Origin of the sequence: Parashewanella curva (assembly GCF_003675895.1) — a bacterium.
GTDB lineage: Bacteria > Pseudomonadota > Gammaproteobacteria > Enterobacterales > Shewanellaceae > Parashewanella > Parashewanella curva.
Genome location: NZ_ML014780.1, coordinates 1 through 25,629, shown reverse-complemented (window position 1 = coordinate 25,629; position 25,629 = coordinate 1). Strand labels below are relative to the sequence as shown.

Sequence of the window (25,629 nt, the reverse complement as noted above, 5' to 3'; positions counted from 1 at the left end):
TTTGTTGAGTTTCAACGTTAGGTTTATGAGTCTTGTATTCAAGTCCTGTACTAATTAATGACTTCTAAACTTTCTCTATCAGTACCTATTTGCTCATCAAAAATTCTAACAGAAAACACTCCTAAACCTCTTAAGCAATTAACACTAGAAACTGTGAACTCGATGTACCAAGTAACTCAGCCCTCGCTTTCTCAAATAGAGCAATTTATGGAAACAATAACAACAAGAAAAGGTGATAAAGCCTCTGATTCTCCAATGCTCACTGTAGCCGAATTATCGGCTGAGGAGATGAAACTGGCATACGACTGTACTCATGTTGAACTGGTTACACATTTAAAGGAATTACTCGATCTTCCGATACCGTTCGGTGAAAAACCATCGTTTAATTTTGACTTGGACGAGACACTATTATCACATCCATTTGATAGTATTCCTTTTACTGTTTCTGATTTCAAATGGACAACTTTAAATAGTCAAACAAAAAATGATATTCGTGATTGTCTATTAGCGTTAAGAAAAAAATATCCTAATGGAACAATCTGCCTTTTAACCAATTCTCGAAAAGATGGTTCTCATGAAGGCATTGATAAAAAATTGACTGATACAGGTATTGACCCTGAATGGTTCGACCGTATCGATTATAGAACTGATGAAAACAAGAGTTTGCTAAAAGGACAACGAATTTTCAATGCCATAGATAAGTTAGATGAAGACAAGCACCCTACTCATGTGATTATGGTTGATGATATGGCTTTGAATTTAATAGCAGTTGCTCGGGCTTGCAAAGATAGATGTATGCCATGCACAACACTCCACTTCGTTGCAGGAATTTTAAAACAGCACTTAAAATTTGCACATCAACAAAAGTTCACTTCGATGGGAACTTTCAACTCCAAATATAAACAACAGGAGGTATTAGAAAATAAATATATTAGAAAATTAATTGGGACGTCAGAACAAGTTAAATTAGAAAGTGCGGCCACAACGCCTACAGGCGCATCAAAATTACTACCTACAAAACCTACCTTAGATAGAGCTTCAAAACTTATTGAATCACCAAAAGCAGTAGAACAGAAACCAGAAGCGCATACTCAAAAGCCTACCGCAGAGAAAAAAACACCTCCACCTAAAAAAAGAAAAGGCAGTGTACAAAAAACGAAGAGTAAAACTAAGCTATAGAAAATGGCTTAAGTGATCCTCAAATATGATGCAAAAAAATACCCCGACAAGCGGGGCATTTTAATAGAACGTTTATCAAGAAATTAGCTATTTAAATCCTGAAAAAACTTTTTAACGCCATCAAAAAAACCTTCGGCTTTTGGGCTGTGTTTTTTCTTAGCTTTAGTATCACCGCAAAGTGATTCTTCAAATTCACGCAGTAATTCTTTTTGACGTTCATTCAAGTTCACAGGGGTTTCCATTACGACTTTACACAGTAAATCACCAACAGCATGACTGCGAACTGACTTTACACCTTTACCACGCATACGGAACATGCGCCCAGTCTGCGTTTCCGCTGGGATTTTAAGATTGACTTTGCCATCAAGTGTTGGCACTTCAATCTCACCACCTAACGCCGCTTTACTGAACGAAATAGGCACTTCACAGTATAAGTTGTTGCCGTCACGTACAAAGATGTTGTGCTCACGAACACTCACCTGAACGTACAAGTCACCTGCTGGTGCGCCAAACTCTCCCGCTTCACCTTCACCAGATAAACGAATACGGTCACCATTATCAACCCCAGCAGGGATTTTAACGGATAGCGTTTTGGTTTTCTCAATACGGCCTTCGCCACGACACTTATTACAAGGATCTTTGATCACCTTACCACGACCATGACAGGTAGGACATTCTTGGTTTACCGCAAAGAAACCTTGGCGCATCTGAACTTGACCAGCACCGTTACAAGTACCACAAGTTGAAGACGACGAACCTTTTTTAGCTCCACTACCGTCACAGGTATCACAACCTACAAGTGTTGGCACACGGATTTCTTTGGTTAAGCCTTTAACCGCTTCTTCAAGCGACAACTCAAGGTTATAGCGTAAGTCAGCACCACGAGCGGCACGACGTTGGCCACCGCCACCACGTCCACCGAAAATGTCACCGAACATATCGCCAAAAATATCACCGAAATCAGCGCTGCCACCGCCACCAAAGCCACCGCCTTGGTTCGGATCAACACCTGCGTGACCAAACTGATCGTAAGCGGCTTTCTTATTGCTATCAGTTAAGATCTCATAAGCTTCTTTCGCTTCTTTAAAGTGCTTTTCAGCAGTTGCATCACCCGGATTTCGGTCAGGGTGATACTTCATCGCTAGGCGCTTATACGCCTTTTTGATTTCGCGTTCGCTGGCATCACGGCCAACGCCCAGTACTTCATAATAATCTCTTTTAGACATAATCTTTATTTCTTAGATTAACGATAAAACGGGCGCACTGGTTACCCAGAACGCCCGTTGAGATAGTGTTAATTATGCGAAGCGTTCAACAAATTACTTCTTGTCGTCTTTCACTTCTTCGAACTCAGCGTCTACAACGTCATCAGCAGCTCCATCTTTAGCTTGCTCAGCACCACCAGCTTGTTGCTGTGCGCCTTGCTCTGCTTGTGCTTTAGCTTGAGCGATTTCCATTAGCTTAGCAGACGCTTCCATTAGCTTTTGAGTTGATGCATCAATGGCTTCTTTGTCGTTGCCTTTAGTTGCTTCTTCAACTTCTTTCATTGCAGCTTCGATTTTCTCTTTCTCGTCTGCTGGAAGTGCTTCACCCGCTTCTTCGATTTGTTTCTTAGTCGCATGAACCATGCCATCAGCTTGGTTACGTGCTTGAACTAGCTCTTCGAATTTCTTATCTTCGTCAGCGTGTGCTTCAGCGTCACGAACCATCTGCTCTACTTCGTCATCGCTTAGACCAGAAGAGGCTTTAATGGTGATGTTCTGCGCTTTACCAGTCTTCTTGTCAGTTGCAGAAACATGCAAGATACCGTCAGCATCAATGTCGAATGCAACTTCAATTTGTGGCATACCACGTGGTGCTGGCTCGATACCTTCTAGGTTAAATTGACCTAGAGATTTGTTAGCACTCGCTTGCTTACGCTCACCCTGAAGTACGTGAATCGTTACTGCAGCTTGGTTGTCATCAGCCGTTGAGAACACTTGTTGAGCCTTAGTTGGGATCGTGGTGTTTTTCTCAATCAGCTTAGTCATTACGCTACCCATAGTCTCAATACCTAGAGACAATGGAGTCACGTCAAGTAGTAGTACGTCTTTAACGTCACCGCCTAGTACACCACCTTGAATCGCTGCACCTGAAGCTACTGCTTCATCTGGGTTCACGTCTTTACGTGGCTCTTTACCGAAGAAGCCAGTTACTGCTTCTTGTACTTTCGGCATACGAGTTTGACCACCAACTAGAATTACTTCGTTGATGTCAGATACTGATAGGTCAGCATCAGCTAGTGCCACTTTTAGAGGCTCTAGAGAACGTTGAATTAAGTCTTCAACTAGAGATTCTAGTTTCGCACGAGTTACTTTAACCACTAAGTGCTTAGGACCTGTTGCATCAGCAGTGATGTACGGTAGGTTAACCTCAGTTTGTGTGGTGCTAGAAAGCTCGATCTTCGCTTTTTCTGCTGCTTCTTTTAGACGCTGCATCGCTAGTGGATCGTTACGTAGGTCAAGACCTTGCTCTTTCTTGAACTCGTCTGCTAGGTAGTTGATCAGACGGTTATCGAAGTCTTCACCACCTAAGTGAGTGTCACCGTTGGTTGCTAGAACTTCAAAGGTTTGGTCGCCATCGTGATTGTCGATTTCGATGATAGAGATATCGAATGTACCACCACCTAAGTCGTATACCGCAACGATGTTATCGCCTTCTTTCTTATCAATACCGTAAGCAAGTGCAGCGGCTGTAGGCTCGTTAATGATACGCTTAACTTCTAGACCAGCGATACGGCCCGCATCTTTTGTCGCTTGACGTTGTGAATCGTTGAAGTATGCAGGAACAGTAATAACAGCTTCTGTTACTTCTTCACCTAGGAAGTCTTCTGCAGTTTTCTTCATCTTTTTCAAGATTTCAGCAGAAACTTGTGGCGGAGCCATTTTGTTGCCTTTAGCTTCAACCCAAGCGTCACCATTGTCCGCTTCGATGATGCTGAATGGCATAATGTCTACGTCACGTTGAACTTCGTCATCTTTAAAACGACGACCGATCAAACGCTTGATCGCAAAGAATGTGTTTTTAGGGTTCGTTACCGCCTGACGCTTTGCAGGTTGACCTACTAACGTTTCGTCATCTGTATAAGCGATAATCGATGGGGTGGTACGATCGCCCTCGGCATTCTCAATAACACGTGTTTTGTCACCATCTAGTACAGCAACACAAGAGTTGGTTGTGCCCAAATCGATACCAATAATCTTACCCATGGGGTCCTCCAAAAAATCTTTACGAAGTAATTCTGTCTCTATTCCTTGATATGGGGACTTAATCTTGCTTTTCAAGTCTAGTTGAAAAATTTATAGACCTAGCTGATTTGGCCTTCCATATCGTCTTAGTACCCTATATTGGGATGCCCTTATCTATTACAAGGGTAAAAATGAAAATTTTTGGATCTTTTAAGTTAAAAAACTGCAGAAAGAATAATAATACCGTTCGTACCAATTAACTATGTCTTAGTTAAAGCCTTAGCTTTGCAACTACATCGTTGCAATTCCTCACCATAGCTAAGGCTATGATTCGTCATTGCGCCTTGTATTTCCTTCGCTAATTCTTCCCTATAACACAGTTAATTGATGTGAACGGTATAATGAAGCGTTTGGGAGAGGAATCTTGGATGAGATCCTAGGGTGTTTCCTAGGATCTCTGGTTATACAGCAAATTAAAAGAAGATGTATTTTGCTAAGAATAAGGCCGCGATAAGTGTAATACCAACATTAAGCTCTTTCATTCGACCACATAATATTTTGATCAATACATAAGAGATGAACCCTAGTGCAATACCTGTTGCAATAGAAAAACTCAGAGGCATTAGAATACAAACGACAACGACAGGAGCCGCTTCAGTTAAATCCTCCCATTCAACATGGGTTAAACCTGCCATCATCAACATAGCGACATAGAATAACGCACCTGCTGTAGCAAAGGCTGGGACCATGCCCGCAAGAGGAGCGAAAAACATAGCCAATAGGAATAATACACCAACAACAACAGCCGTTAATCCGGTTCTACCACCCGCACTAACACCTGCGGTACTTTCGATATAACTTGTGGTTGTTGAAGTTCCTAACGCTGAACCCGCAATAGTGGCAACACTATCGGCCATCAATGCTCGGCTCAATCTTGGTAGCTTGCCTTGGTCGTCCAACAAACCGCCACGTTGAGAGACCGCAACTAAAGTGCCAGAAGTATCAAACAGATCGACGAACAAGAAAGCAAATACGACAGAGATCATACCTACTTCTAACACTCCAGCTAAATCCATCTGCATAAAAGTTGGCATCAAGCTAGGTGGCATAGAAACAATGCCTTGATATTGAACATGGCCTGCAATCAGACCAATTATGGTGACGGTTAAAATACTGAGAAATACGGCCGAATTTAGTCCGCGCTGTACTAAAGCTACAATTAAGAAAAAGCCGAGAGCTGCCATAACAGCTGGGAATGAAGTGATATCACCTAAAGTTACCAATGTAGCAGGGCTAGCAACAATGATCCCAACGCTTTTCAACCCTATCAAGGCCAAAAAAATACCAATTCCCGCCGTGATCCCAAATCTCAACCCCATAGGAATTGAGTTGATGATCATCTCTCTAACTTTGAATAAAGATAAAATTAGAAAGCAAATACCAGACAGAAATACTGCCGCGAGTGCCGTCTGCCAAGAGTGCCCCATCTCTCCTACAACGGTATAAGTAAAAAATGCATTTAGCCCCATGCCAGGAGCAAGTGCTATCGGGTAATTAGCATAAAGGCCCATAATTAAACAGCCAATGGCAGCAGCAATACAGGTCGCCACAAATACAGCGCCATGATCCATGCCTGCATCAGCTAAAATGTTGGGATTAAGAAAAATGATATAAGCCATGGTTAAGAAAGTCGTTACACCAGCAATAACTTCCCTTTTTACATTGGTATGATGTTCTTTGAGTTTGAACAGCTTCTCAAGCATGATGATAAAACCTAAGGGTTGAAATAATAACCCCACGAATTATACCGACATCGATCACACACAAACAGCTTTATGTGAGCGATTTAACAGTTTTGTATATTAAGCCAATCCACAAATTTCGACTGAGGTAATAATCTTTGTTGGAATGTGCGCATTTTACATATCACCTATGGTGCTCAAACCACCAAAAAAAACCACTGCAATACGGATTAATGTATAACTGCATTTATCAGCCAGTATGAACTTGATATGAAATGAAATTAAATTAATTAGACTTCAAATAGTTATGAGTATAAAACTAGATTCCACGTTTAAACCATTAGTGAATCATAGAGGTACTCATGGCATCAACTTCAGCATTAACTAGCACACCACCATTCCACCCAGCAACAGAACCAAGCCATAATGTTGAAGTTAAGTTTAACAAGGAAGCCCAAAGAGTCTATGACTCACTGAACGCTGCATGGGAAAATCAAGAAGATTTTACTCGAATCATTGAGTTTGAAGAGAGAAATGGAAACTTTCCGTTTCAGTATGCAATTTTCAACAACTTTCATCCTACATATCAAATGAAGCTTCATACTCCTGAAATCGGCTTTCATCTAGTACTAAGTCAGGTCTTAAGCTGTGACTGTCGCCAAGAAGAAGGAGAAAGACCTCCAACATTAATCAAAGAACAGCAAACAGCAGCTTTACTTTGGTATGCTCATGTTAATTCACAAGAGGCAAAACAAATTTTTAATAGCTTCGAACCAGATCATCGATTATTACTAGGTGGCGAAAGTCTATTGGAAGGCATTGATAAAATTGAAGAGTTATCTCAATTGAGTTCACCTACACACACTCCAAACGAAATGCATTCGCTCCCAGCTAATGTCGACTCTGATACTTCTCCTGCTTTTGCTTCTTTGAGTACAGTGGAAGTCGGTAGGCCCATGCTCGTTATTCCAAAACTATCAGACGAAGCAAAAAGTTATTTACCTATACTTCTTGATTCCTTAATGTTCAGAAAAACCCCTGAAAATAAACACGAACCTAAAGTTTCCGTAGTGCCTCCTAAATATCAAAAAAAAGAGGCTTTTCTAGGGCTTGTTAATTCAATCAATAGAATGACAACATCTAGCTCGACGTATCATGATTTAACAAATATTGTAGAGAAAGTAATAGAACACTTGCCAAAAGTTTCTGACTTTGATGTACACCAAGGAAAAAAAGCTGTATTCGCATATTTTCAAGAACTAAGCCGAACACTTAAAGCGGTAAAATAAGGGATAAGCAGACAAAAAAAAGCCTGCTCATTGAGCAGGCAAAGACATCTTGCAAGCGGCCTCTTTGAGGAAGTAACTCTACAAAGGGTAGAGTAAACTTGGCGACATCAGAAAAAGACCTTGTTCCGACACCGCTACTTGAATCTGTTAAAAGTCCAAATGGACTACAAGGGTTGATGGTAACTGATTCGATATAGAATCTAGGGTCAGTTAGCCCTTAAAACTTTAAAGTAAATAACCCGCCACGTAGGGCTTCAGCGTTAAACCAAGTGTTTTGCCAATATACGGTTTCGTTACCTTGATACATAATTGTACTCCTAACTAAGTTGTTAAATTTCGATGCTCAATTAAAGCTTGGCTCGATTCCGTGGAACTACATCAATTCTCAATCCTTGGAGACAAACAACTTGTTACTCAGATCCTTGGAGTCAGGTATCCATCCTAGATAAAACATTCGGCAGGTATTCGTTTTCACTCCCTAACCGATGATTTGAATTATACACGCATGTAATTTTATTACAACTATTTTTTGTTTATTTCTTTGCAACGCATATCAAACTAGCATAAAACGACAAAAATCTACTTGGGTCACATCTAAACATAGAAAAAAACCCAGAATGACGTTATTAAATTACATAAACATCATTTTTTTAGGGTAATAAAAGCCCGCTCAAATTGAGCAGGCATAAAATTGCGCTGTAAGATCAGAGTGTTAATCACTTAAATGTAGTTCTTTCCCATGCCCTGACGCCACAGTTTGCTTGATGACGAGGTCACTATTAGGGCTTACCTGATAACCAAAAGCCTCATTGAGCCAAGCTAGCGTCAATTGATGATAGTGAAGAGTATTTTCAGAGGTTGGTTTATGACAAAGCATAAACATCATATGATTATCATCTGTTCCCTCTGGATCTAAATGACTGCTACTAATTGTCAGTTGTATGACTCTTCCTGCCTTTAACCTACTGTCTCTTAGTGCTGAAATGGCATTATTGTTCTCATTACACATGCTAGGATTCGATAAGATAGATTCGACTGGTACCCCAATTCCATCTATCTCAGAAATGAGTGATGACATCTTATTATTTACATCAACACCATCAAGATTGATCACAACCTTCAATTGTTCATTGCCTAAAGATACCAAATCATCGCCAATGAATAACACGTTCAAGCCTCCTGCTGAATGACCAACAAGCGCCCATTGTGATGGAATACTTAAGTGGTGAGGAATAACGAACTGTTGCTGGTTCAGTGTGGTTGCTATCTCTTGCGCTAGCTTTGGGTTACCTAAAGCCACGTTTAAAGTCGGCATCATCACAATAAAACCATTGTCAGCAATCTTTTTGCCTAGGGACTTTAAATTTGCTGAACTTCCCATAAAGCGGTGCTGCAAATAAACCAAGCCTTTAGGCAAACCATCGGGAAGCCACCAATCGACTTTTATAGAGTGATGATCTTGTAAAGAAAATGAATCTTGATGAACCAATTCGGAGGCAAAAGCTGAAGTAGAATTAAGCGCAAACAACAAAATTATCGAAAAGAATTGTCGACATGTTATTGACTTAAATGAACGAGTTTTCATAGCACCGTTTCCGCAAATACCGTAATATTAAGGTAATAAGACTGACAAAATAATGAACAAAAACATTTTCTAAGGAGCCATCGTGACAGCTTTAAACCAGCTCTATCCGCAACCTCTTTGGCAGTGGTTCGAAACTATCTGCTCGATTCCACACCCATCAAAACATGAACAAGCACTCAGTGCTCATATTCAAGCTTGGGCAAAAGAGAAAGGCCTAGACTTTATTGAAGATAAAGTTGGAAACTTGATCATCAAAAAACCAGCCAGTGTAGGCATGGAAAACCGCAAAGTTGTGTGTATCCAAGCTCACCTTGATATGGTGCCGCAAAAAAACAGCGACAAAATCCACGATTTTGAAAAAGACCCAATCGAAGCTTATGTTGATGGTGATTGGGTAACCGCTAATGGCACAACCCTAGGTGCTGATAATGGCATTGGAATGTCTTCTGCTTTGGCTATTTTAGGTTCAACGGATATCAAACACGGTCCTTTAGAAGTCCTACTGACGATTGACGAAGAAGCCGGAATGACAGGTGCATTTGGTTTAGAAGCGGGTGTACTTGAAGCCGATATTTTGATCAACACCGATTCAGAGCAAGAAGGTGAAATTTACATGGGTTGTGCTGGCGGTGTTGATGCCGAGATCACAGTCCCAATGACATGGGAAGCAGTTGAGCCAAGCCAAAAAGCTTACAAGCTAACTATTTCAGGATTAAAAGGCGGTCACTCTGGTGTGAATATTCACATGGGGCGTGGCAATGCCAACAAGCTTTTAGCCCGTTTCTTATTCTCACATGCTGAAGAGCTTTCTCTTGAGTTAGCTAATTTTACTGGTGGCTCATTAAGAAATGCGATTCCTCGTGAAGCAGAAGTTACCTTTACTATTCCTGAAGAAAAATTGGCTCGCCTGCAAGAGCTGTCTGCTTTCTACCAAGAATTGGTAAGAGCTGAACTAGCGATTGCCGATCCAGATTTTACTTTCACGCTTTCAGAAACCGAAACGCCAAAGCAAGTGATGGCCGAAGAAAGCCAAGATGACTTTATCGCTCTACTTAATACCTGTCCTAACGGTGTAGAAAGAATGAGTGATGACGTCGCAGGCGTAGTTGAAACCTCTCTTAACGTAGGCGTGATTTCAACAGAAACTGAGCATGTAAGCATTCTTTGTTTAATTCGCTCACTTATTGACTCAGGCCGTAGCCAAGTTGAAGGTAACTTAACCTCTTTAGCTCAGTTAGCTGACGCAGAAGTGGAATTCAGTGGTGCTTACCCTGGTTGGAAACCTGATAATAGCTCAGAAGTTATGGCTTTAGTGAATGAAACTTACCATGACATTTACAAGAAAGAGCCTGATATCATGGTTATCCACGCCGGTCTTGAATGTGGTTTATTTAAAAAGCCATATCCTAATATGGACATGGTTTCTATTGGTCCAACCATTCGTTATCCGCATGGACCTGATGAAAAAGTACTGATCGAAACCGTCGGTCAATATTGGGAATTACTTCTGGCGGTACTCGAACGTATTCCAGCTCGTAGTTAAACCACCAGCAATTATGCTGAAGTTTGTTTACTCAATAAAGCCCCTCGGCTTTGTTGAGTTTTCATTAATCCCATATATTTCAAATCAGACATTGCTGTATTGATCCTATCCGTTGATTTTTCACTATAAGCAAAAGCAAACCATACTTGAGCTAAGCTTGAACATTTTGAGAAATCGGGATAAAGGCTATCATCAAAGGTTTGTAAGTAGCTCATAAGCATCTGTTGATTAACCCCATAGAGTTCCAGTAACCTGACACATTCAATATTTGCTTTAAACCAAAATGCCATTGAAGAGCAACAAGTCCTATCCGCACTCAGTCCTTTAAAATAATGCTCAGCAAAATTCCAATAAGCTCGGTAAATTAGTGGAATGTTCTTACACAATGAAAATAATATCTCGGTATTTACAGGTTTTGTTTTGTTATACGTAAATACGCATTCTAATGGCATTTTTGTTTCAGGGTAGGCGGCTAACCATTTGACGAATTCAGGATTATCTTTAAAAGCTTGCACTAAATAAGTTACAAAGACTTGTACTCGATATAAGTTCATGATCTGTTTTACGGCATTTTTCTCTAAAGACTCAGCACGAGAACCAATATCTTCTATCACCTTTCTTTCTATACCTTCAGGCAATACAAACGCTATGGAATTATTTTCTAGGTTGCATTGTAAAACATATAAAAAGTTTTTAATTTCCGGCAAAGCCTGAAAAATATGAAAGCGCCGGATTTGGCTCAACCTATGATCAGAACTTAGTTTGTTCAATTCTACATTGAGATGCTCTACTTCTGGATCACAACTCTTACCAACCCTAGTGTGCGCAAGTCTGGATGTTTGAGAATAATGCTGTAGTTGTATTGCACATTGGTAAAGTGGATCTTTATAAGTGGGAGTTGCTCTTCCTCCCCACTGCTTTTGATATCGCTGTAAACCCATTTCACAGTCGGAGAATTGCCATTGAATTCGACTGTTTCCATAAAAAACGGCTAGCTGTTGTAAGCTCTTTAATAAGTAACGATCTTTATTCACTGTGTCATCAGAAGGTATAAAGCGCATTATAGGAATAACTTCAACCCTATTTGAGGTTACAAGCCCTACATCTGGTCGAAATACTCTTACCGCTTTACCAGCAATAAACGTTTGTAGAATGCATACGTTTTTAGGATAGTACTCATGTAACTTTAAAATTTCTGCGGCAGTTATTTCGACTTTCCAATGATTATGCTGTGCCGAATTATCCTTAAATAGCTTTCTGAAATCATTCGATTGCTGATATTGGAAATAAAAACCAAGGTTAAGCACTTCGCCCAAATAACAAAAATCATGAAGCTCTTTTAAATGTGCTGAAAGCCATGTTACTAGTTCATAGGGTTGACAGTAAGCTTTGGGCGCAATGGAGTCACATAAATACGCTTTTTTACCTGTAATGAATAAAAACGTTTTTGTATTTGTCTGCCACTGCTTTGCCAACTCAATTACAATTTGAATTTTAGAGCGGTCATCTTCACAGAGCGATAAATCAATTTGATGGCAAATCTTGTATTTTTCTCCATGAATGCACAACTCACTACACCTAATTCTAGATTTTCCCCTCAAACACTCTTGCTCTAAGCGTTGTGAAACTTGTGTTAAGCGCTCAGTGACATCATGTCCATTTATTGAATTGAATGGTTGTGGGTTATCTTGAGTAGGACTTGCGACATAACTTGCTATTTTTGTATCCGCAGCCCTCAGCTTGTACTGTGCGGCACTCGTCGAATCGTCAGCTTGGGATTTCTGATGGAAATCCAAGACAAGATCAGCTGCTCTCGTTCGATGAGCATATTTTTCATACTTTTGAGGAGTATCAGCTTCAGATTTGGGAGAATATACAGTAAGAAGCCCACCATTAGATGAGGCTGAACATGATGTAGCCATAAGAATTAAAAAAACTTCGATCTGTTTTCACTATGTATACATAATAAAGCAAGTTAACTTAACGATAACTTAACAGAAACTTAACCAAGATTAACCGAGTCTTGCCTGAGTTGAAAATGTGACTTTCACCTTCAGGATTATTCAGAACTCACCCTATTTTTTTGCTCCTCTAGCTTTACTGCAAGACAGGTTGGACAAATGTCTTTATCTGGTCCGGCAGGATTATGATAATGAGCAATGCTTGCTCCTCTGGTAAAGTCTTGAATGCTACTGTTTTGGTAATTTATTTGAAAAATTACTTTTTTTCGGTGATCTTCTTGTGGGTCTTCACAGAAATCACATACTGCTCCCGCAGTCCAATATCCTGATCTGGCACCAGTAAAATAGATTGGAGCAATTAAGTAAATCGGTACTAAGTAATAAGCTTCATTTTCTAAAGTAATCACTGGTTTTTCATTTAATTTATTATGAAGAGAACGAGTGTGAATTAAATCAAATTGAGCAGCTTCAATGCGCCCCGCTTGCTTACCTTTATAATAAGAAGCAAATTCTAACCAAGCTAATTCAAGGTTTGTTTGCCGACTTAATTTATCAGCCAAGTTAGGATTATAAGTGTTTACGTAATTTCGCAAGTGGTCTTGAGTCGCTCCCGCGTCCTTAAAAGCTTGCAATACTTGATACTGCGTTGTAATCCATCGTAGTTCGTTGGAGCTAACGTTTTTATCACTAAGTACATCGAAAAAATATGAGTTCATGCCATGATAAAAGCCTCTATATATTAGTGGCTTATTTTTACAAAATAGCAATAGAGAATCAGGATTAATCCCAAACTTATTGACTAAGAAAAATAATGCGTCTAAAGGAATATTTTGCTCTGGAAAAAGGTTTAAAAATTCTGAAAAATCATCACAATTCTTGAATCTTTTTCTTATTTTGGTCACGGGGAATTTGCACTTACAAGCTTGCAGAATAAGTTTCGTATCCTCTAACCCCAAAGGCCCAGTATAATCCTGTAAATCTTGAACTGCGATATCACACAAATCATGGGGTAATGCTAATTCCCCTTCATGTTGCTCAAGTGTCTTTTCCCAGTGTCTCATCAAAATTTTTAAGTCTTGAATCGCACCAAATAATTGATATCGAGCTAAATTAACTGCTTGCTCATTTTCACCTAAAGCATCGACAAGTTTAAGATACCAATCTCGTCTTAACTTTATTTTCAGCTCATGTTTTTCTTGCGTTAAGTTAAGAACCGAGATTGCTTTTTGATAGCTAGGTTCTGCCCATACCTTTGCATATTCGCAACTAGTACTCGACTGGAGTTCTAAGGCATCTGCGGCTGTAAGAGGCTTTTGCCAGTTCGTTTGACTATTTGCGTATAAATCTACAACACCAATAAGACTATTGAGTAAATCAAACGACATTTGAAATTTATCACTAGAGGCTTTTTGCGTCGAAACCGGTACCACTTGCACGCAAACACTGCTCCGTAAACCTGCACGATAAACATAATGACATGCTTCTCTTGCAGCCATTAATTTCATGCCTGATAAAGATTCGTTAGAATGATATTTTTTTAAAATTAACGCTGATGTTATTTCTGGTCGCCAGCACTCTTCAGTATCTTGCGAGTTTTCAAATATAACCTTATAAGCGTCAGGCTCAGAAGCAATATCAAAGTACAGACCAAATTCAAAGACATCACAAATGGCGACAAAGTTTGCACAATCCTGATGTGAACATAGCCATTCCACTAATTCATAAGGTTGTTTATAACAAATAGGATCTGTAGAAAAACATAAGCTCGCTTTAAATCCATCAATGTGTAGAAAGCATTGTTTATATTCGCTTTTCCAAAGCGTTACTAAAGTTTTCACTTCATCAAGCCGTTGCTTATCTGTTGATAGCCCCTCTAAATTAACTTGATAGCATAGCTCACAGCTAATGCCATTAATTAGAATGTGTGTGATGTTTGTAAGTGGTGGGCAACCTACGACCGTTTCGCCAACTTCTGCTAAAACTTCCTCAGAACTTTGTTCTTCCTCATCAACATCAAGGGTTCCTTCCTTACTTATCTCTTCTTTAATTTCAGTTAGCTTTCTTTCAACCAGATCATTAAATTGACGTTTTGACTCACCGTCTTCCAAAGCTTTAATCGTTGGCCATGCTAAGTTATCCTTTAATATTTCTTTAAAAAAACTATCAGCACCATAAAAACTTAGCTCTTTCCATAGGCTCAAAGCCGCATTGTTATCAACAAGAATTCTGGGAGGCTCACAGGCTTTAACCTGTTTTGTGCAAAGGTAGAGTAACACCACGATAAAGCCACAAGATAGACATCCCCTCAACTCGGCTTCCTCTTGTCTCATTAATAGTACATCGGCAAGAGATTGAACATGAGCCAACTGTTCAGACAGCCCAAGACAAGTAAAAAAAGCAGATTGTAACTCTGGCTCTTTGATCAATATTTGAAATAATGCACCAACATCGTTAACTAAGGGGGTTCTAATCAGCTCTGTTAGTTCATTTATTGTAAGTCTTTTATTCACAGAAAAATCAGCAGGCTTACTGCTGTGTGAAGGCAAAGCAGGTTGACGCTGATGAAACTGTTCCTTAGGCACATCAGCACTTGCAGGCTTTATTTCAAAGTCTCTGAACTGCGGCTCATTTGGTTCCGACAAATTGGTTTTAGCCAGAAGGGTTGGTGATGAATCACCACTTGAAAGGCTCTCTGTCAATACAGACATAACTCCTCCAAACCACGGCAATTGAAGTTAAGTTCGTAGCATCATAGTATAAGTACACTTAATGAAGACTTGACCTAACATCATTTTACATAAAAGGACGTTAAGCTATGTTTACTCCACTTTACGCTGCGATTCTCACCTTATTGCTTATCACTTTAGCTTTTAGAGTAATAAGCCTCAGAAGAAAACACAGAGTCAGTATTGGTAATGGTGGAAATTCAGATCTTGCTGCTGCCCGTGCAGCAATGAGTAACGCCAGTGAGTACATTCCAATCTTTTTGCTCTTATTGTTCAGTTTTGAATATCTATCTCAAAACATATTACTCACGCATATTATTGGCAGCGTGTTTGTTATCGGACGATGTATGCATGCTTTTGCGATTTCTAATCACACTTTTAAAGCTCGATTTTGGGGAATGATTTTAACTTTTTCTTGCTTAACATTTGTGGCTCTGGCAAATGTATATTTTATCTTTTTCAATTAATATTTAAATTAGCGAAACCAAGCCTTGAGGTATCTCACCGTAAGCATATTTATTAGTTTCGCTGATATTTCCTTGATCTTTTTGGTATTGCAGTACTTTTATAAAATCTGACTGGTAATTATTCTCTGATATGCCTGTAAATCCGTGCTTTTTTTGAAACTGATCTTCTAGCCAAACTCTGCTTCCTTGCCATTGTTCCACAACCTTAATTCTCTCGTCGTCACTTTCACATTTTGCGGCCAAAGGGTGTATTCCATCGTAGCTTGTATAAATGTTTACTTTCGATGAAATTACTTTGGGATACCAAAAGTTAGCCGCCAACGAAAACAACATGTCAGTAAGAAAGCGATTCTCTTTTTCCATCATATTAGCAGCCTGCTGACAAGTGTGAAAATAGAACTTGATAGGCGTTGATTCTTTTAAAGAAAGCCCCCTAAAAAGATCTAAGAGGTAATTCGCAAAAAACTCCCCAGTTTGTGCCAAAGGCTCAGGGCCGTGACCAATGAAATGAATGACACATTCTTGTCCATCCTCGACAGGCTTTAATTGTAAAAAGTCAAAATCAAGCAATTGACTGCTACGATCCATTCCAAGCGTTACCATATTTGCATTCGATACACACAAGAAATATTCACAACATTTACTTAAATACCGAGGATCATCTTTCATAGCAACAAAGGTAACATTAGCGGAATGTCGGCAAGAACTCTCAGGCTGAAGCAGTTTTATAATTCCAACTTCTGAAATAAGGAATCGAACTAGTTCTTTTTCGTTAGTATGAAATGCAGTTTCTATCAAACATTTTGCTTGCTGAGGATTTCTTGCAAACAATTGTTGGCAAGCTTCGAGTTTAGCTATACTTAGAGGCTTTCCAGCTGTGATCAGCTCTTGTTTTTTAGACCTAAATGCAACCTTTATTTTTGGCAGTTGTTGTAACGTTAGTGAATGATAAAACTCAGGAGTTCTATTTTCTTCAATACACTTTATTGAACAACCTACTGCATGCATTTGGGTGAGCTGCCACTCGTTCGCATAAGAAATAAACTCTGCAAAAATCTGATCTTTAGGTACAGCTACCTTAAGCTTGGTAATATTACGCCATACAGCATCTCTTATTTTTTTATCTTGATGCCAAATAAATTCGAAATTAACAAATTCAAGTAAATAATCATGAGAACCACTCTCAGCGACTAACATCATAGCGGAACGCCGTTGCTCTCCTGCATGCATAGGGTTTGCTTTTGCTTCAAGCAGTTTTGTAACTAAACTAGTCTGTCGAGATTTACAAGCATAATATAAAGCCGTATGTCCTTTAGAATCTAGAGTGTTAACGTCTGCTTTTGTTAAAAGCAGAGTTAATGCGTCAATAGATAAATGCTTGCTGGCAATTGCTTTACTTAGTAGGTCTTGATTTAATGTTTGTGTCTCTGAAGACTTTGGAAGAGCAGTGATAAGTGCAGCCACATGTGGCTCCCACTTAAGTTCAAGCAACGAAATAAAAAAAGGGATATCAGAGTGTTGTTTTAAATAACATTCAACTTCTTGTAATCTGTTTATGACAATTAATAGTTCATCCTTCGCTCTAATTTGCAGGCAAAAATCACCAAATGCTCTCAATTCTGCTCGGTGTTTAAGTAAGAGTATTAAGCGTTGGTTAAGCTCACTTTGCTGTTCTTTAATCATCATTTCAAAAAAACAAAAACATAATTCCTTGCTGCGAGGTGAAGCACTTAAGGTCAAATACCCTCTATCGATGGCTTCTTGTAATGGTTGTTTAAGGTTGGAGATTTGCACAGAGCCGCGATAGTGCAGATCTAGATACTCTAAAAAATCAAAACGCCCATAATGAGCCGATAGTTCAACTATGGATTTCTCACTGTAATAAGGAAGATGTAATTCTGATGGTTTCACAAGTGCTTTAAACTCATCGAGAGCCATATCCCCAAATCGATGGACAATAAATTCTCTTTTTTTTTGCTCTTCTATCTGAGTGAAACGCTGCACGCTAGCAGCTAATTGATGTTGAAAGTCCGCTTTTATAACGCGTTGTTTGGGATTAAGTTCAGAGCTTTTTTTGGCTCCCAAAGAAAGTAAAGTGGCAATCACAATTGCATCGCCAATTTCCACCGCGTGATCTAAAGGAGTTTTTCCATCACAATCCAGAGCGTTGATATTAACTTGATGCTGATGGAGCACATCAAAACGATTACGCTGTCTAGTAAGTACACTTAAATGAAATAAGTTTTGTTTTTTATCATTACAAAAGTTAGGAGACGACTTCAAAAACTCAACAAGCTGTTGTTTTGACCCTCTCATTTTGTTAACAACGAAGTCAGGTGTTATTTTAGCATTAGGATAATGAAGGTGAATTTTTTGTTGAGGATCAGTATCTACTGAATATCGTGATTTCAAAACCCCTCTATAATTAGCAGGGTTTGTTCCACAACTGTAACCGTCAGCACTCATCATTAATACTATTTATAAAACTAAATGATTTAACTTTAAGTGATTTTATTTTGAAATAAAGCAGGGTAAATCAAAATTAATCTGAGAATAAACACCTCTTAATCATCAAAATTCACGTAGAAATTCAACAACAATCTCAGCGTTCTGAACCCGAGAGAAATACGTTAAAGGTTATTCTCTTTTAAACGACCTAATATAGTTAAGCACTCTTGCTTCGACATATACTTAGGCACAGGGTATAAATTGTGCGCCTCTTTTAAGGCAAGTTCACAAATTCGCTGTAAATCGGCTTCTTTTAACTCTTTAACAACAGTCGGAATATCTAATGTTTTACAAAGATCTCTCACAGCGCTGATAAAGCCTTGAGACAGCGCTTGTTGTGTATCACCAGTAATACCGATTGCAATGGCTAATTCTGATAACCGCTCTACACAAGTATCGCTGTAAAAATCTAATACATAAGGAAGCACAATCGCATTCGCTAAACCATGAGGAACATGATAAATCGCTCCCAATTGATGCGCGATAGCATGCACATAACCCACAATCGCTTTATTAAAGGCAAGTCCTGCATAAGTACTGGCATTAACCATAGCTTGTCGTGCTTGAATATCACTTCCGTTTTGATATGCAATGGGTAGGTTTTTGAAGATTAACTTGATAGCCGAAATTGCATAATCGTCTGTTTCTTTATTTGCATGAGTCGACAAATAGGCCTCTATAGCATGCGTTAGCGAATCCATTCCTGTCGCAGCGGTAATGGGCGCGGGCAGCCCTAACATCAATTCTGCATCTAATGCCGCAGCCATAGGAACCAACACTGGAGAAACCGCTGGCTTTTTTAAACCGTTACTCATTGTGATCACCGAAGTCATGGTGACTTCTGAGCCTGTACCTGCGGTTGTTGGCAAAACATATAAAGGGAGGTTTTGCCGCCAAACCTTTAATACACCTGTTATTTGGCTCACTCGCTTTGTCGTTCCAGAAAGTATGGCGACTATTTTTGCAGCATCAATAACAGAGCCACCACCTAAAGCAAGAACCACTTCTGCTTTAGATTGGCTCGCTAAAATGACCATTTGATCGATCAAACGCTCTGACGGATCAGGCTCAACTTCATCATAAACAATGACATCACACCCTTGATCTAATAATTGTTTTTCAACAGACCTAACAATGCCAAGCTTTGATAAGGTTTTGTCTGATACCAAAAAGACCCTTCGCCCTTGAGAGTTTGCTACTAACTCAAGCAGTGTTGATGTAGAGCCTGCACCAGAAAGCAATAATGGTTTCGGTATAGGCAAAATGTTCATCAACACTTTTATGCCAAGCATTAAACTTTGGTAATAGCTTTTCTGAATAACGTTCATCGCAGCCTTCCTTTGGCATTTTTCTTTCAATTAAGTATTAAATTTTAAACTGACCAATATTTTGAGTCAGATCTTGAGTGGCTTCTTCAAATAGCTGAATCGTTTGGTTTAGTTGCTGATTAGACTTTAGTGATTCTTCCGATAACTCTCGTACATGCTCAGCATTAACGGCAACGTCTTCGGCAGTAAACGCCTGCTGACTGATGGCAACCGTAATATCTGTGGTTTGCACTTTGATAGCGCTAACCGCTTCGGTGATTCCTGTTAAGGTTTGTTCTACTTGAGAGGTAAGGTTCTCACCAGTCTTAGCTTGCTCAACGCACTCTTGCATTACACTCTCGGCTTTATGGGCACTCTGTTGAAGTGTGGCATTAATGGTCTGAATATTCGCGGTTGAATCTTGGGTTCTGGACGCCAGTGCTCGCACTTCATCGGCCACAACCGCAAAGCCTCGACCTTGCTCGCCCGCACGAGCCGCTTCAATTGCAGCATTCAGTGCTAACAAATTCGTTTGCTCTGCAATGCCGCGGATAACGTTAAGCACTTCACCAATTTGTTCAGAGCTATCTCTTAGCTCTCTTACCACATCCGACGCTTCAACCACTTGTTGCGACATATCATACAAGCCTTTAGCCGCTAAACTGACGATTTCACCTCCTTCTTCAGCTTGATTATGGGCATTATCAGCAAACTCACTGCTACGTTTGGCACTGTTTTTTGATACTTAGCATCTTGGCTGATATCACTGCCACGCTCTCGGTAATTATCTATCCATTCCACCAGCTCTGGCTGAGAAAATAAAGTGTGAATTATCTGACCTTTGGCAACAAAATAGTTACTGATCTCTGTCGATTTTAGAGTAACTAACGCTTCAATATCATTATAATGTTAGTTCGAGTTCGTTCACTTTCATTATGAACAAGGTAGCCAGCAACCAGAGTGAGAAGAAGAGCCAAAGGGATAACGATCATGACGACCAGTTGTAAACTGAGAGAGCGCTTAATTGATTCCATTATTATTTTTCTATTTACTTCCAGTTAAATTGATTTTTAAAGATTGGACAAAGGAAATCAATAGCAAACAAAAGAACAAAATATTTAGCTAATTAATATACACCTTTTACAAAATTTTAATGAAATTCAGAAAAAATAAGGTGTAATTCTCCAGATATCAATCACCCTCCAGATAATTCCCTAGAGAACTTGAGAGTATTAGCTGAATTAAAGGGCGAAATTTAACGTTTAGGACTATTTAAGTGACTTTTTCTTTGATACTAGAGGCTCTTTCTCAAGATTACAACAAAAAGTAGCACCGCTCTTAAAGTGTGTATGTTGGTGGAACCATCTTTTAAGCAAATTGCTTATCTTCACAATGAAGTGTTAACCCATCTTTTATTTTTTGATGCGTTCTCACTTCAACAGCCTTCAACGCTTTCTTAACACTAGCATTATTCGCAAAACGTTCCTCTATCAACTGTTGATAGTTTTTTGCTGGATCAATTCCTGACATTTCATGCAGAGATATATCATTCTTTATTAGTTCTATGACTACCTTAGAGAGTCGATGATAAATAGCAATATCCAAGGCTCTGAACCCATCGCTGTTTCTCAGTTCTAGGTTTACCCCATGCTCTACTAACACTTTCACTGTCTCTAAAAAGCCATGACTAGAGGCCGCCGTAAGCGGCGTCCACCCAGCACTTTCGCAAGCATTTAAATCAGCACCATGTCTAGCTAAAAGCTTTACTGCGATTACTCGTCCCGCATTAGCTGCTCTATAAACAGGAGTCCAACCCGCGTTTTGGATATCAAGTTGTGCTCCACAACTGATAAGAGCTTCCATCGTACCCGTCAAACCACGCTCTGCGGCGATATGTAATGGTGTTCCTCCTGCTCCGTGAATATTAACATCTCCTCCATGCTCATTGAGTAAGAAGACTGCTTCAGTATTTCCAAATTTAGCAGCAGTATGCATAGCAGCATGACCACTACTTCTAATAAAGTTAGGTAAAACGCCCTGTAAAAGATACTTTATGAGAACATCATTATGACCTTTTTTGACAAGGTAATTTAACTTAAGAGTGTGATTTAAGCATCGCTCAATTATTGCTTCACGCTTATCAAAAAATGATTTGGCTTGTTCGCGACGAGAAATTCCTTCAGGTTGAACTTTCTTAACTCTAAATTGTTCTTCATATTTGTTATATAGGACTAGATAAGACTGATTTCCAATTCGTACATAATGCCGAGTTCCTGACTCAATACCGGCATCACAACTTACTGAGTCAACTTCAGATTGTAGCTGCACAGTCCAAGAGCTTTCTGGAGTAGTAAGTGGAATATACTCTGCTTTGCTCATAATAGCTTGCCTCAACAAACTATATAGTTCATTAAAACCGATTTTTCATGTATATACATGAATGCTAGGTTAAACCTAAATGAACAAATTAATGATTAAAATTAAATCCTAACTGCTTCATTTCTACATTACTCTCACATTGAGCCGTTGAATGTAATCCGACAGAAACCCCAACGAGTCGAATGCCTTTACCATATCCTCTCTCAAACGCTTCTTCTAATAATTGCTTGAGTTCTGGTTCATTTATGGAATCGGTTTGATGTTCTACCGTAGTTTGTACAAAATCAGAAAATTTGAGCTTGACCACTTGCTTCTGAATTTCTCTGTCCGGTGCATTTCGCTCAACTCGGCTTTTTAACTCATCAATGAGCTCAACTAATACAGATTGGCATTGCTCTAATGTGAAAATGTCTTGTAGCAAGGTGGTTTCCACGCCCACTGACTTTCGTTCACGGTGAGAAACGATAGCTCTGTCGTCGCATCCAAAGCTGCGGTTTATAATCACTTCTCCAAACTTTCCAAATCGTTTTAACAATGTTTGACGATCGTACGCTTGAACGTCTGCACATGTTTTAAGCCCCATCCCTAATAATTTTTCTTCAGTGACTTTGCCGACACCTGGGATTTTTCTTAATGGTAATGTTTTTAGAAACTCATCGACTTGCTCAGGAGGGATGACACATTGACCGTTAGGCTTATTTATATCCGAAGCAACTTTGGCTAAAAATTTAATCGGGGCAACACCCGCAGATGCAGTAAGTTGAGTTACTCTAAATATTTCGTCTCTGATAGCTTCAGCAATCAGGGTCGCAGAGCCCTGATACAACTTACAATCGGTGACATCTAAATAGGCTTCATCCAAAGAAAGTGGTTCAATAATGTCAGTGTATTTTTGGAAAATGGCTCGAATTTGCTTGGATATATCTTTATAAACTTGCATCCGTCCGGCAACAAGAATCAAGTGAGGACAAAGTTTAAGAGCTTGCTGGGTTGGCATGGCTGATCGTACACCATATTTTCTTGCTTCATAATTACTGGTACTAATCACACCACGAGTTTGACGGCTACCACCTACAGCTAAAGGCTTGCCGCGATACTCGGGAAAATCCCTCATTTCTACCGCTGCATAAAAGCAATCCATATCAACATGAATAATTTTTCTGCAATTTGACATAACCAAGCCCAACCACTGTATATAAAATCAGTATATTAAAAGTTATCACTAAAATAAACCCATTAAGCTAAAACTGTATATGGTCTCCTCCCATATTTTGCTCAATTAAGCATCACATTAATTCAGCACGAGTTAAGCAACAAAAATATAGAGTGGTATTTGTTTTGTTTTGTTTGGTTATCGATATGAAGACCTCTCCTAGCCTCTTTTTTATGGTCATTTTCTGTTGCAGTTCTTGTGCTTTAGCAGAGGAATATAAGCCAGAACAAAACTATCAAGCTGGAGATGTGGTTAGTTTTCATGGTCAAAGCTATAAAGCTTCGATCGAGACGTTTATACCTTTAGCTTTGTTCCGTCACAATCTAATCCTTGGGAAAAATATGAACCGCTAGTCACTTGGACTGCCTCTCAAACCTATTTCCAAGGCCAAAAAGTAGTATTGAATGGGCAAGCATACGAGGCATTATTTTGGAATCAAAATAAAGACCCCAGTAAACTTGAAAATCAAAACCCTAAAAAGAACAACGGCCAACCTTGGTATCCTATTGGCAAATGGCATAACTACACTCAACAAGAACTGAAAAATGCACCATATTATTCAGCACAAACTCTCTATGATTCCCATGAACTGGTAAATATAAAGTCTAATTTTTATATTTCCCAACAAATCGTAAAAGATGTACTGCCAACTCAAATTTCACCTTGGCAAATTTATGTTGATTGGGGAAACGTAAAACAACAAATTGGCGATGCTGACACTCCTTGGCCTGAATACGTTTTTGCACCTTACACTGATATGTTGTTTTTGGCACCACGTACCTAACTTTTCGCAGTTAAAAAATAGCATTGGAATCGACCTTTTTCATCTCATTTTCTACCGCCAGCTTTTGATAGATTAGCGCTCCAAAATCAGGATTTCTTTCAAGAAGTAAGATTAACTCAATTCGTTGAGAAACGAACGTCATTATAGAATTTGACCTCCAACAAGGTAATGCTGAAGTTCCACCACTGTTTACCAAGTATGAATATCGTTAATTATCTCCAATTAACAGTGATGATAAATGGTCAATTTCAAGAAAGGGCCATTGAGTTAAAATTTCTTTCCAAACTTGAACACTCATATCATCCAATAACATCTCATCATATTCCCTAATCCCCTTAAATTCTCCTAAAAACCATTTTCTATTGGGTTTCATACCTAATAACAGAGATATATTCAATGAAAGCGGGAAAGGTCGAATTAAAGGTACGACGTCTAGAGGTGAAAGCCGAGTTGATATTTTACATTGATGTGTTTTAAGCTCCGGGTATTTTGATAAATCAGGACAACGAATCTCCGAACATGGTGATGATGTTATCCCAAGAATATCATCAATTGAAAAACGCTTATGATGTAAAGCATTAACCAAAGAAATAGCGAGACGTTCTTTTGACCATTCTGCACTGTAATTCCCCTGATGTTCAAAGCAAAACAATTGTACTGGTGCAGAATCCGAATAGTCCTTTAATAATTGAAAGCAGTAAAGTAAGTTCCACTTTTGAGTTTCTTTATACTCAAACAGTAAATCATCGAACAAGACTTCAGTATTCATTTCGGGTTCTATAGTTTTCCAAGGAACATTGAGTCTTTGCGATAGACGATATGCTTGAGTTTTTTTATCTTCAAGTAATAAGGATGAAAGCAAGCGGCCTATAGTTAATGCTTGTCTAGAAGAAGCTAGTTTAAGAACTTCCATAACATTAATAGGGGTTGGCGTTTGATACTCTCTTTTAAATCCCTCCATCTGCATATAAAATGCAAGCTCAATATCTTTCATCGAAAAAGCATCAAACAATACACACAACTCTTCCAACTTCGTTATAGAACTTATCTCTTGACTCGATGAGATGTGGTTTAACTTAGACCACGCTCTGATCTCTTTAGCAAGAACTTGATTTTTGAACTTTGAGCCGTTTTCCATTCGCTCAAGCATCTCGCTAAGACAATACCGCTTTTGATTTTTAATAAAATACAATATCTTTGCCATCTCAGCGATATCGTTATAGGGTTGACGCTCTATCGATTTCAAATCTGACAAAGGGACACCAAGAGCCACCCCCAATTCAAACCACCGAACTGAATAGAGCTTGAATGTTGCAAGATACTCGCAAAATTCGTTTCGTTTATCCATCAAACATATATTTGTTCTAACATTGTGAGTAATTGCCCACTCATTTAACAATTGCACTAACCCTAGTGGCTGAGATACATCTTCTAATGACTGGGTGATATCACATATTCGATCAACCGAAATAGACCGAGCTAACGCCAACGTTTTTAAAAGGCAGCATTGATTATCCGGTTGAACATAAAGGTGTAAGCTCGAAATGGCATCCGCATCCAACCCAAGCCCAATAGCAAGTATTATTGGGTTAATAGTTTGACCCGTCATTTCGCACTGATATTTCCTAACACTTAACAATAATCACTCACGGCTAATCAAGACACAAAGATCACAACAATTATGGCAAATAGATCACTGAGCCATAGCTAAAAGATCAC

At 39.2% G+C, this 25,629-nt stretch carries 17 protein-coding genes and 1 pseudogene; 5 read left to right on the top strand and 13 right to left on the bottom strand.

The features are described 5' to 3' along the window. The first annotated feature begins 207 nt into the window (after positions 1–207). Entirely contained in the window at positions 208–1,179 is a 972-nt protein-coding gene (locus D5018_RS11435) for a DUF2608 domain-containing protein (RefSeq protein ID WP_133309281.1), read from the top strand. Positions 1,180–1,262: 83 nt separating this feature from the next. Here the strand turns inward: D5018_RS11435 and dnaJ are convergent, their stop codons facing one another. The 3 genes from dnaJ to D5018_RS11420 all read right to left on the bottom strand — a co-directional run bounded on the left by dnaJ (position 1,263) and on the right by D5018_RS11420 (position 6,169). After that, positions 1,263–2,405 (bottom strand): molecular chaperone DnaJ, encoded by a 1,143-nt coding sequence (gene dnaJ, locus D5018_RS11430; protein WP_121839138.1) that lies wholly within the window; start codon positions 2,403–2,405, stop codon positions 1,263–1,265. Between the two features lie 93 nt (positions 2,406–2,498). Continuing rightward, positions 2,499–4,427, bottom strand: a complete 1,929-nt coding sequence (gene dnaK, locus D5018_RS11425; protein ID WP_121839137.1) for a molecular chaperone DnaK — start codon at positions 4,425–4,427, stop codon at positions 2,499–2,501. 452 nt (positions 4,428–4,879) lie between these two features. Further along, positions 4,880–6,169, bottom strand: coding sequence for an NCS2 family permease (locus D5018_RS11420; RefSeq protein ID WP_121839163.1), 1,290 nt, complete (start codon positions 6,167–6,169; stop codon positions 4,880–4,882). Between the two features lie 341 nt (positions 6,170–6,510). On the opposite strand from D5018_RS11420, the gene D5018_RS11415 reads away from it, so the two are divergent. Continuing rightward, positions 6,511–7,437, top strand: coding sequence for a hypothetical protein (locus tag D5018_RS11415; RefSeq protein WP_121839136.1), 927 nt, complete (start codon positions 6,511–6,513; stop codon positions 7,435–7,437). Between the two features lie 712 nt (positions 7,438–8,149). Here the strand turns inward: D5018_RS11415 and D5018_RS11410 are convergent. Next, positions 8,150–9,022 carry an alpha/beta fold hydrolase gene (locus tag D5018_RS11410; RefSeq protein ID WP_121839135.1) on the bottom strand — a complete coding sequence of 291 codons (873 nt, stop codon included), beginning with the start codon at positions 9,020–9,022 and terminating at the stop codon, positions 8,150–8,152. An 82-nt stretch (positions 9,023–9,104) separates the two neighbouring features. On the opposite strand from D5018_RS11410, the gene D5018_RS11405 reads away from it, so the two are divergent. Beyond that, the gene (locus D5018_RS11405) at positions 9,105–10,565 is read left to right on the top strand and encodes an aminoacyl-histidine dipeptidase (protein WP_121839134.1); all 1,461 of its coding nucleotides are present in this window, start codon (positions 9,105–9,107) and stop codon (positions 10,563–10,565) included. 11 nt (positions 10,566–10,576) lie between these two features. Here D5018_RS11405 and D5018_RS11400 read toward each other — a convergent pair whose 3' ends face one another. Next, on the bottom strand, positions 10,577–12,487 hold the full coding sequence (locus D5018_RS11400) for a hypothetical protein (RefSeq protein WP_121839133.1): 1,911 nt from the start codon (positions 12,485–12,487) through the stop codon (positions 10,577–10,579). 137 nt (positions 12,488–12,624) lie between these two features. Next, positions 12,625–15,234: a hypothetical protein gene (locus D5018_RS11395; RefSeq protein ID WP_121839132.1), complete on the bottom strand. Its 2,610-nt coding sequence runs from the start codon at positions 15,232–15,234 to the stop codon at positions 12,625–12,627. A 107-nt stretch (positions 15,235–15,341) separates the two neighbouring features. Between D5018_RS11395 and D5018_RS11390 the strand changes: the two genes are divergently transcribed. After that, positions 15,342–15,719, top strand: a complete 378-nt coding sequence (locus D5018_RS11390; RefSeq protein WP_121839131.1) for an MAPEG family protein — start codon at positions 15,342–15,344, stop codon at positions 15,717–15,719. Between the two features lie 3 nt (positions 15,720–15,722). Here D5018_RS11390 and D5018_RS11385 read toward each other — a convergent pair whose 3' ends face one another. The 5 genes and pseudogenes from D5018_RS11385 to dinB form a co-directional block, all read right to left on the bottom strand. Beyond that, positions 15,723–18,131 carry an ankyrin repeat domain-containing protein gene (locus tag D5018_RS11385; protein ID WP_165905046.1) on the bottom strand — a complete coding sequence of 803 codons (2,409 nt, stop codon included), beginning with the start codon at positions 18,129–18,131 and terminating at the stop codon, positions 15,723–15,725. 218 nt (positions 18,132–18,349) lie between these two features. Next, a complete protein-coding gene (locus D5018_RS11380) occupies positions 18,350–19,555 on the bottom strand; it encodes an iron-containing alcohol dehydrogenase (RefSeq protein WP_121839129.1) in 1,206 nt (401 codons plus the stop codon). A 37-nt stretch (positions 19,556–19,592) separates the two neighbouring features. After that, a pseudogene (locus D5018_RS11375) lies at positions 19,593–20,267 on the bottom strand (methyl-accepting chemotaxis protein); the annotation flags it as partial. A 635-nt stretch (positions 20,268–20,902) separates the two neighbouring features. Next, positions 20,903–21,913, bottom strand: a complete 1,011-nt coding sequence (locus tag D5018_RS11370; RefSeq protein WP_121839127.1) for an ankyrin repeat domain-containing protein — start codon at positions 21,911–21,913, stop codon at positions 20,903–20,905. 88 nt (positions 21,914–22,001) lie between these two features. After that, a complete protein-coding gene (gene dinB, locus D5018_RS11365) occupies positions 22,002–23,087 on the bottom strand; it encodes a DNA polymerase IV (RefSeq protein ID WP_121839126.1) in 1,086 nt (361 codons plus the stop codon). A 439-nt stretch (positions 23,088–23,526) separates the two neighbouring features. On the opposite strand from dinB, the gene D5018_RS11355 reads away from it, so the two are divergent. Further along, entirely contained in the window at positions 23,527–23,910 is a 384-nt protein-coding gene (locus tag D5018_RS11355; RefSeq protein ID WP_121839124.1) for a hypothetical protein, read from the top strand. Positions 23,911–23,920: 10 nt separating this feature from the next. Here the strand turns inward: D5018_RS11355 and D5018_RS22255 are convergent, their stop codons facing one another. Both D5018_RS22255 and D5018_RS11350 read right to left on the bottom strand, forming a co-directional pair. Beyond that, positions 23,921–24,052 (bottom strand): hypothetical protein, encoded by a 132-nt coding sequence (locus tag D5018_RS22255; RefSeq protein WP_279386884.1) that lies wholly within the window; start codon positions 24,050–24,052, stop codon positions 23,921–23,923. Between the two features lie 66 nt (positions 24,053–24,118). Beyond that, complete coding sequence (locus D5018_RS11350) at positions 24,119–25,519, bottom strand: hypothetical protein (protein ID WP_121839123.1); 1,401 nt, start codon at positions 25,517–25,519, stop codon at positions 24,119–24,121. Positions 25,520–25,629: the final 110 nt, after the last annotated feature.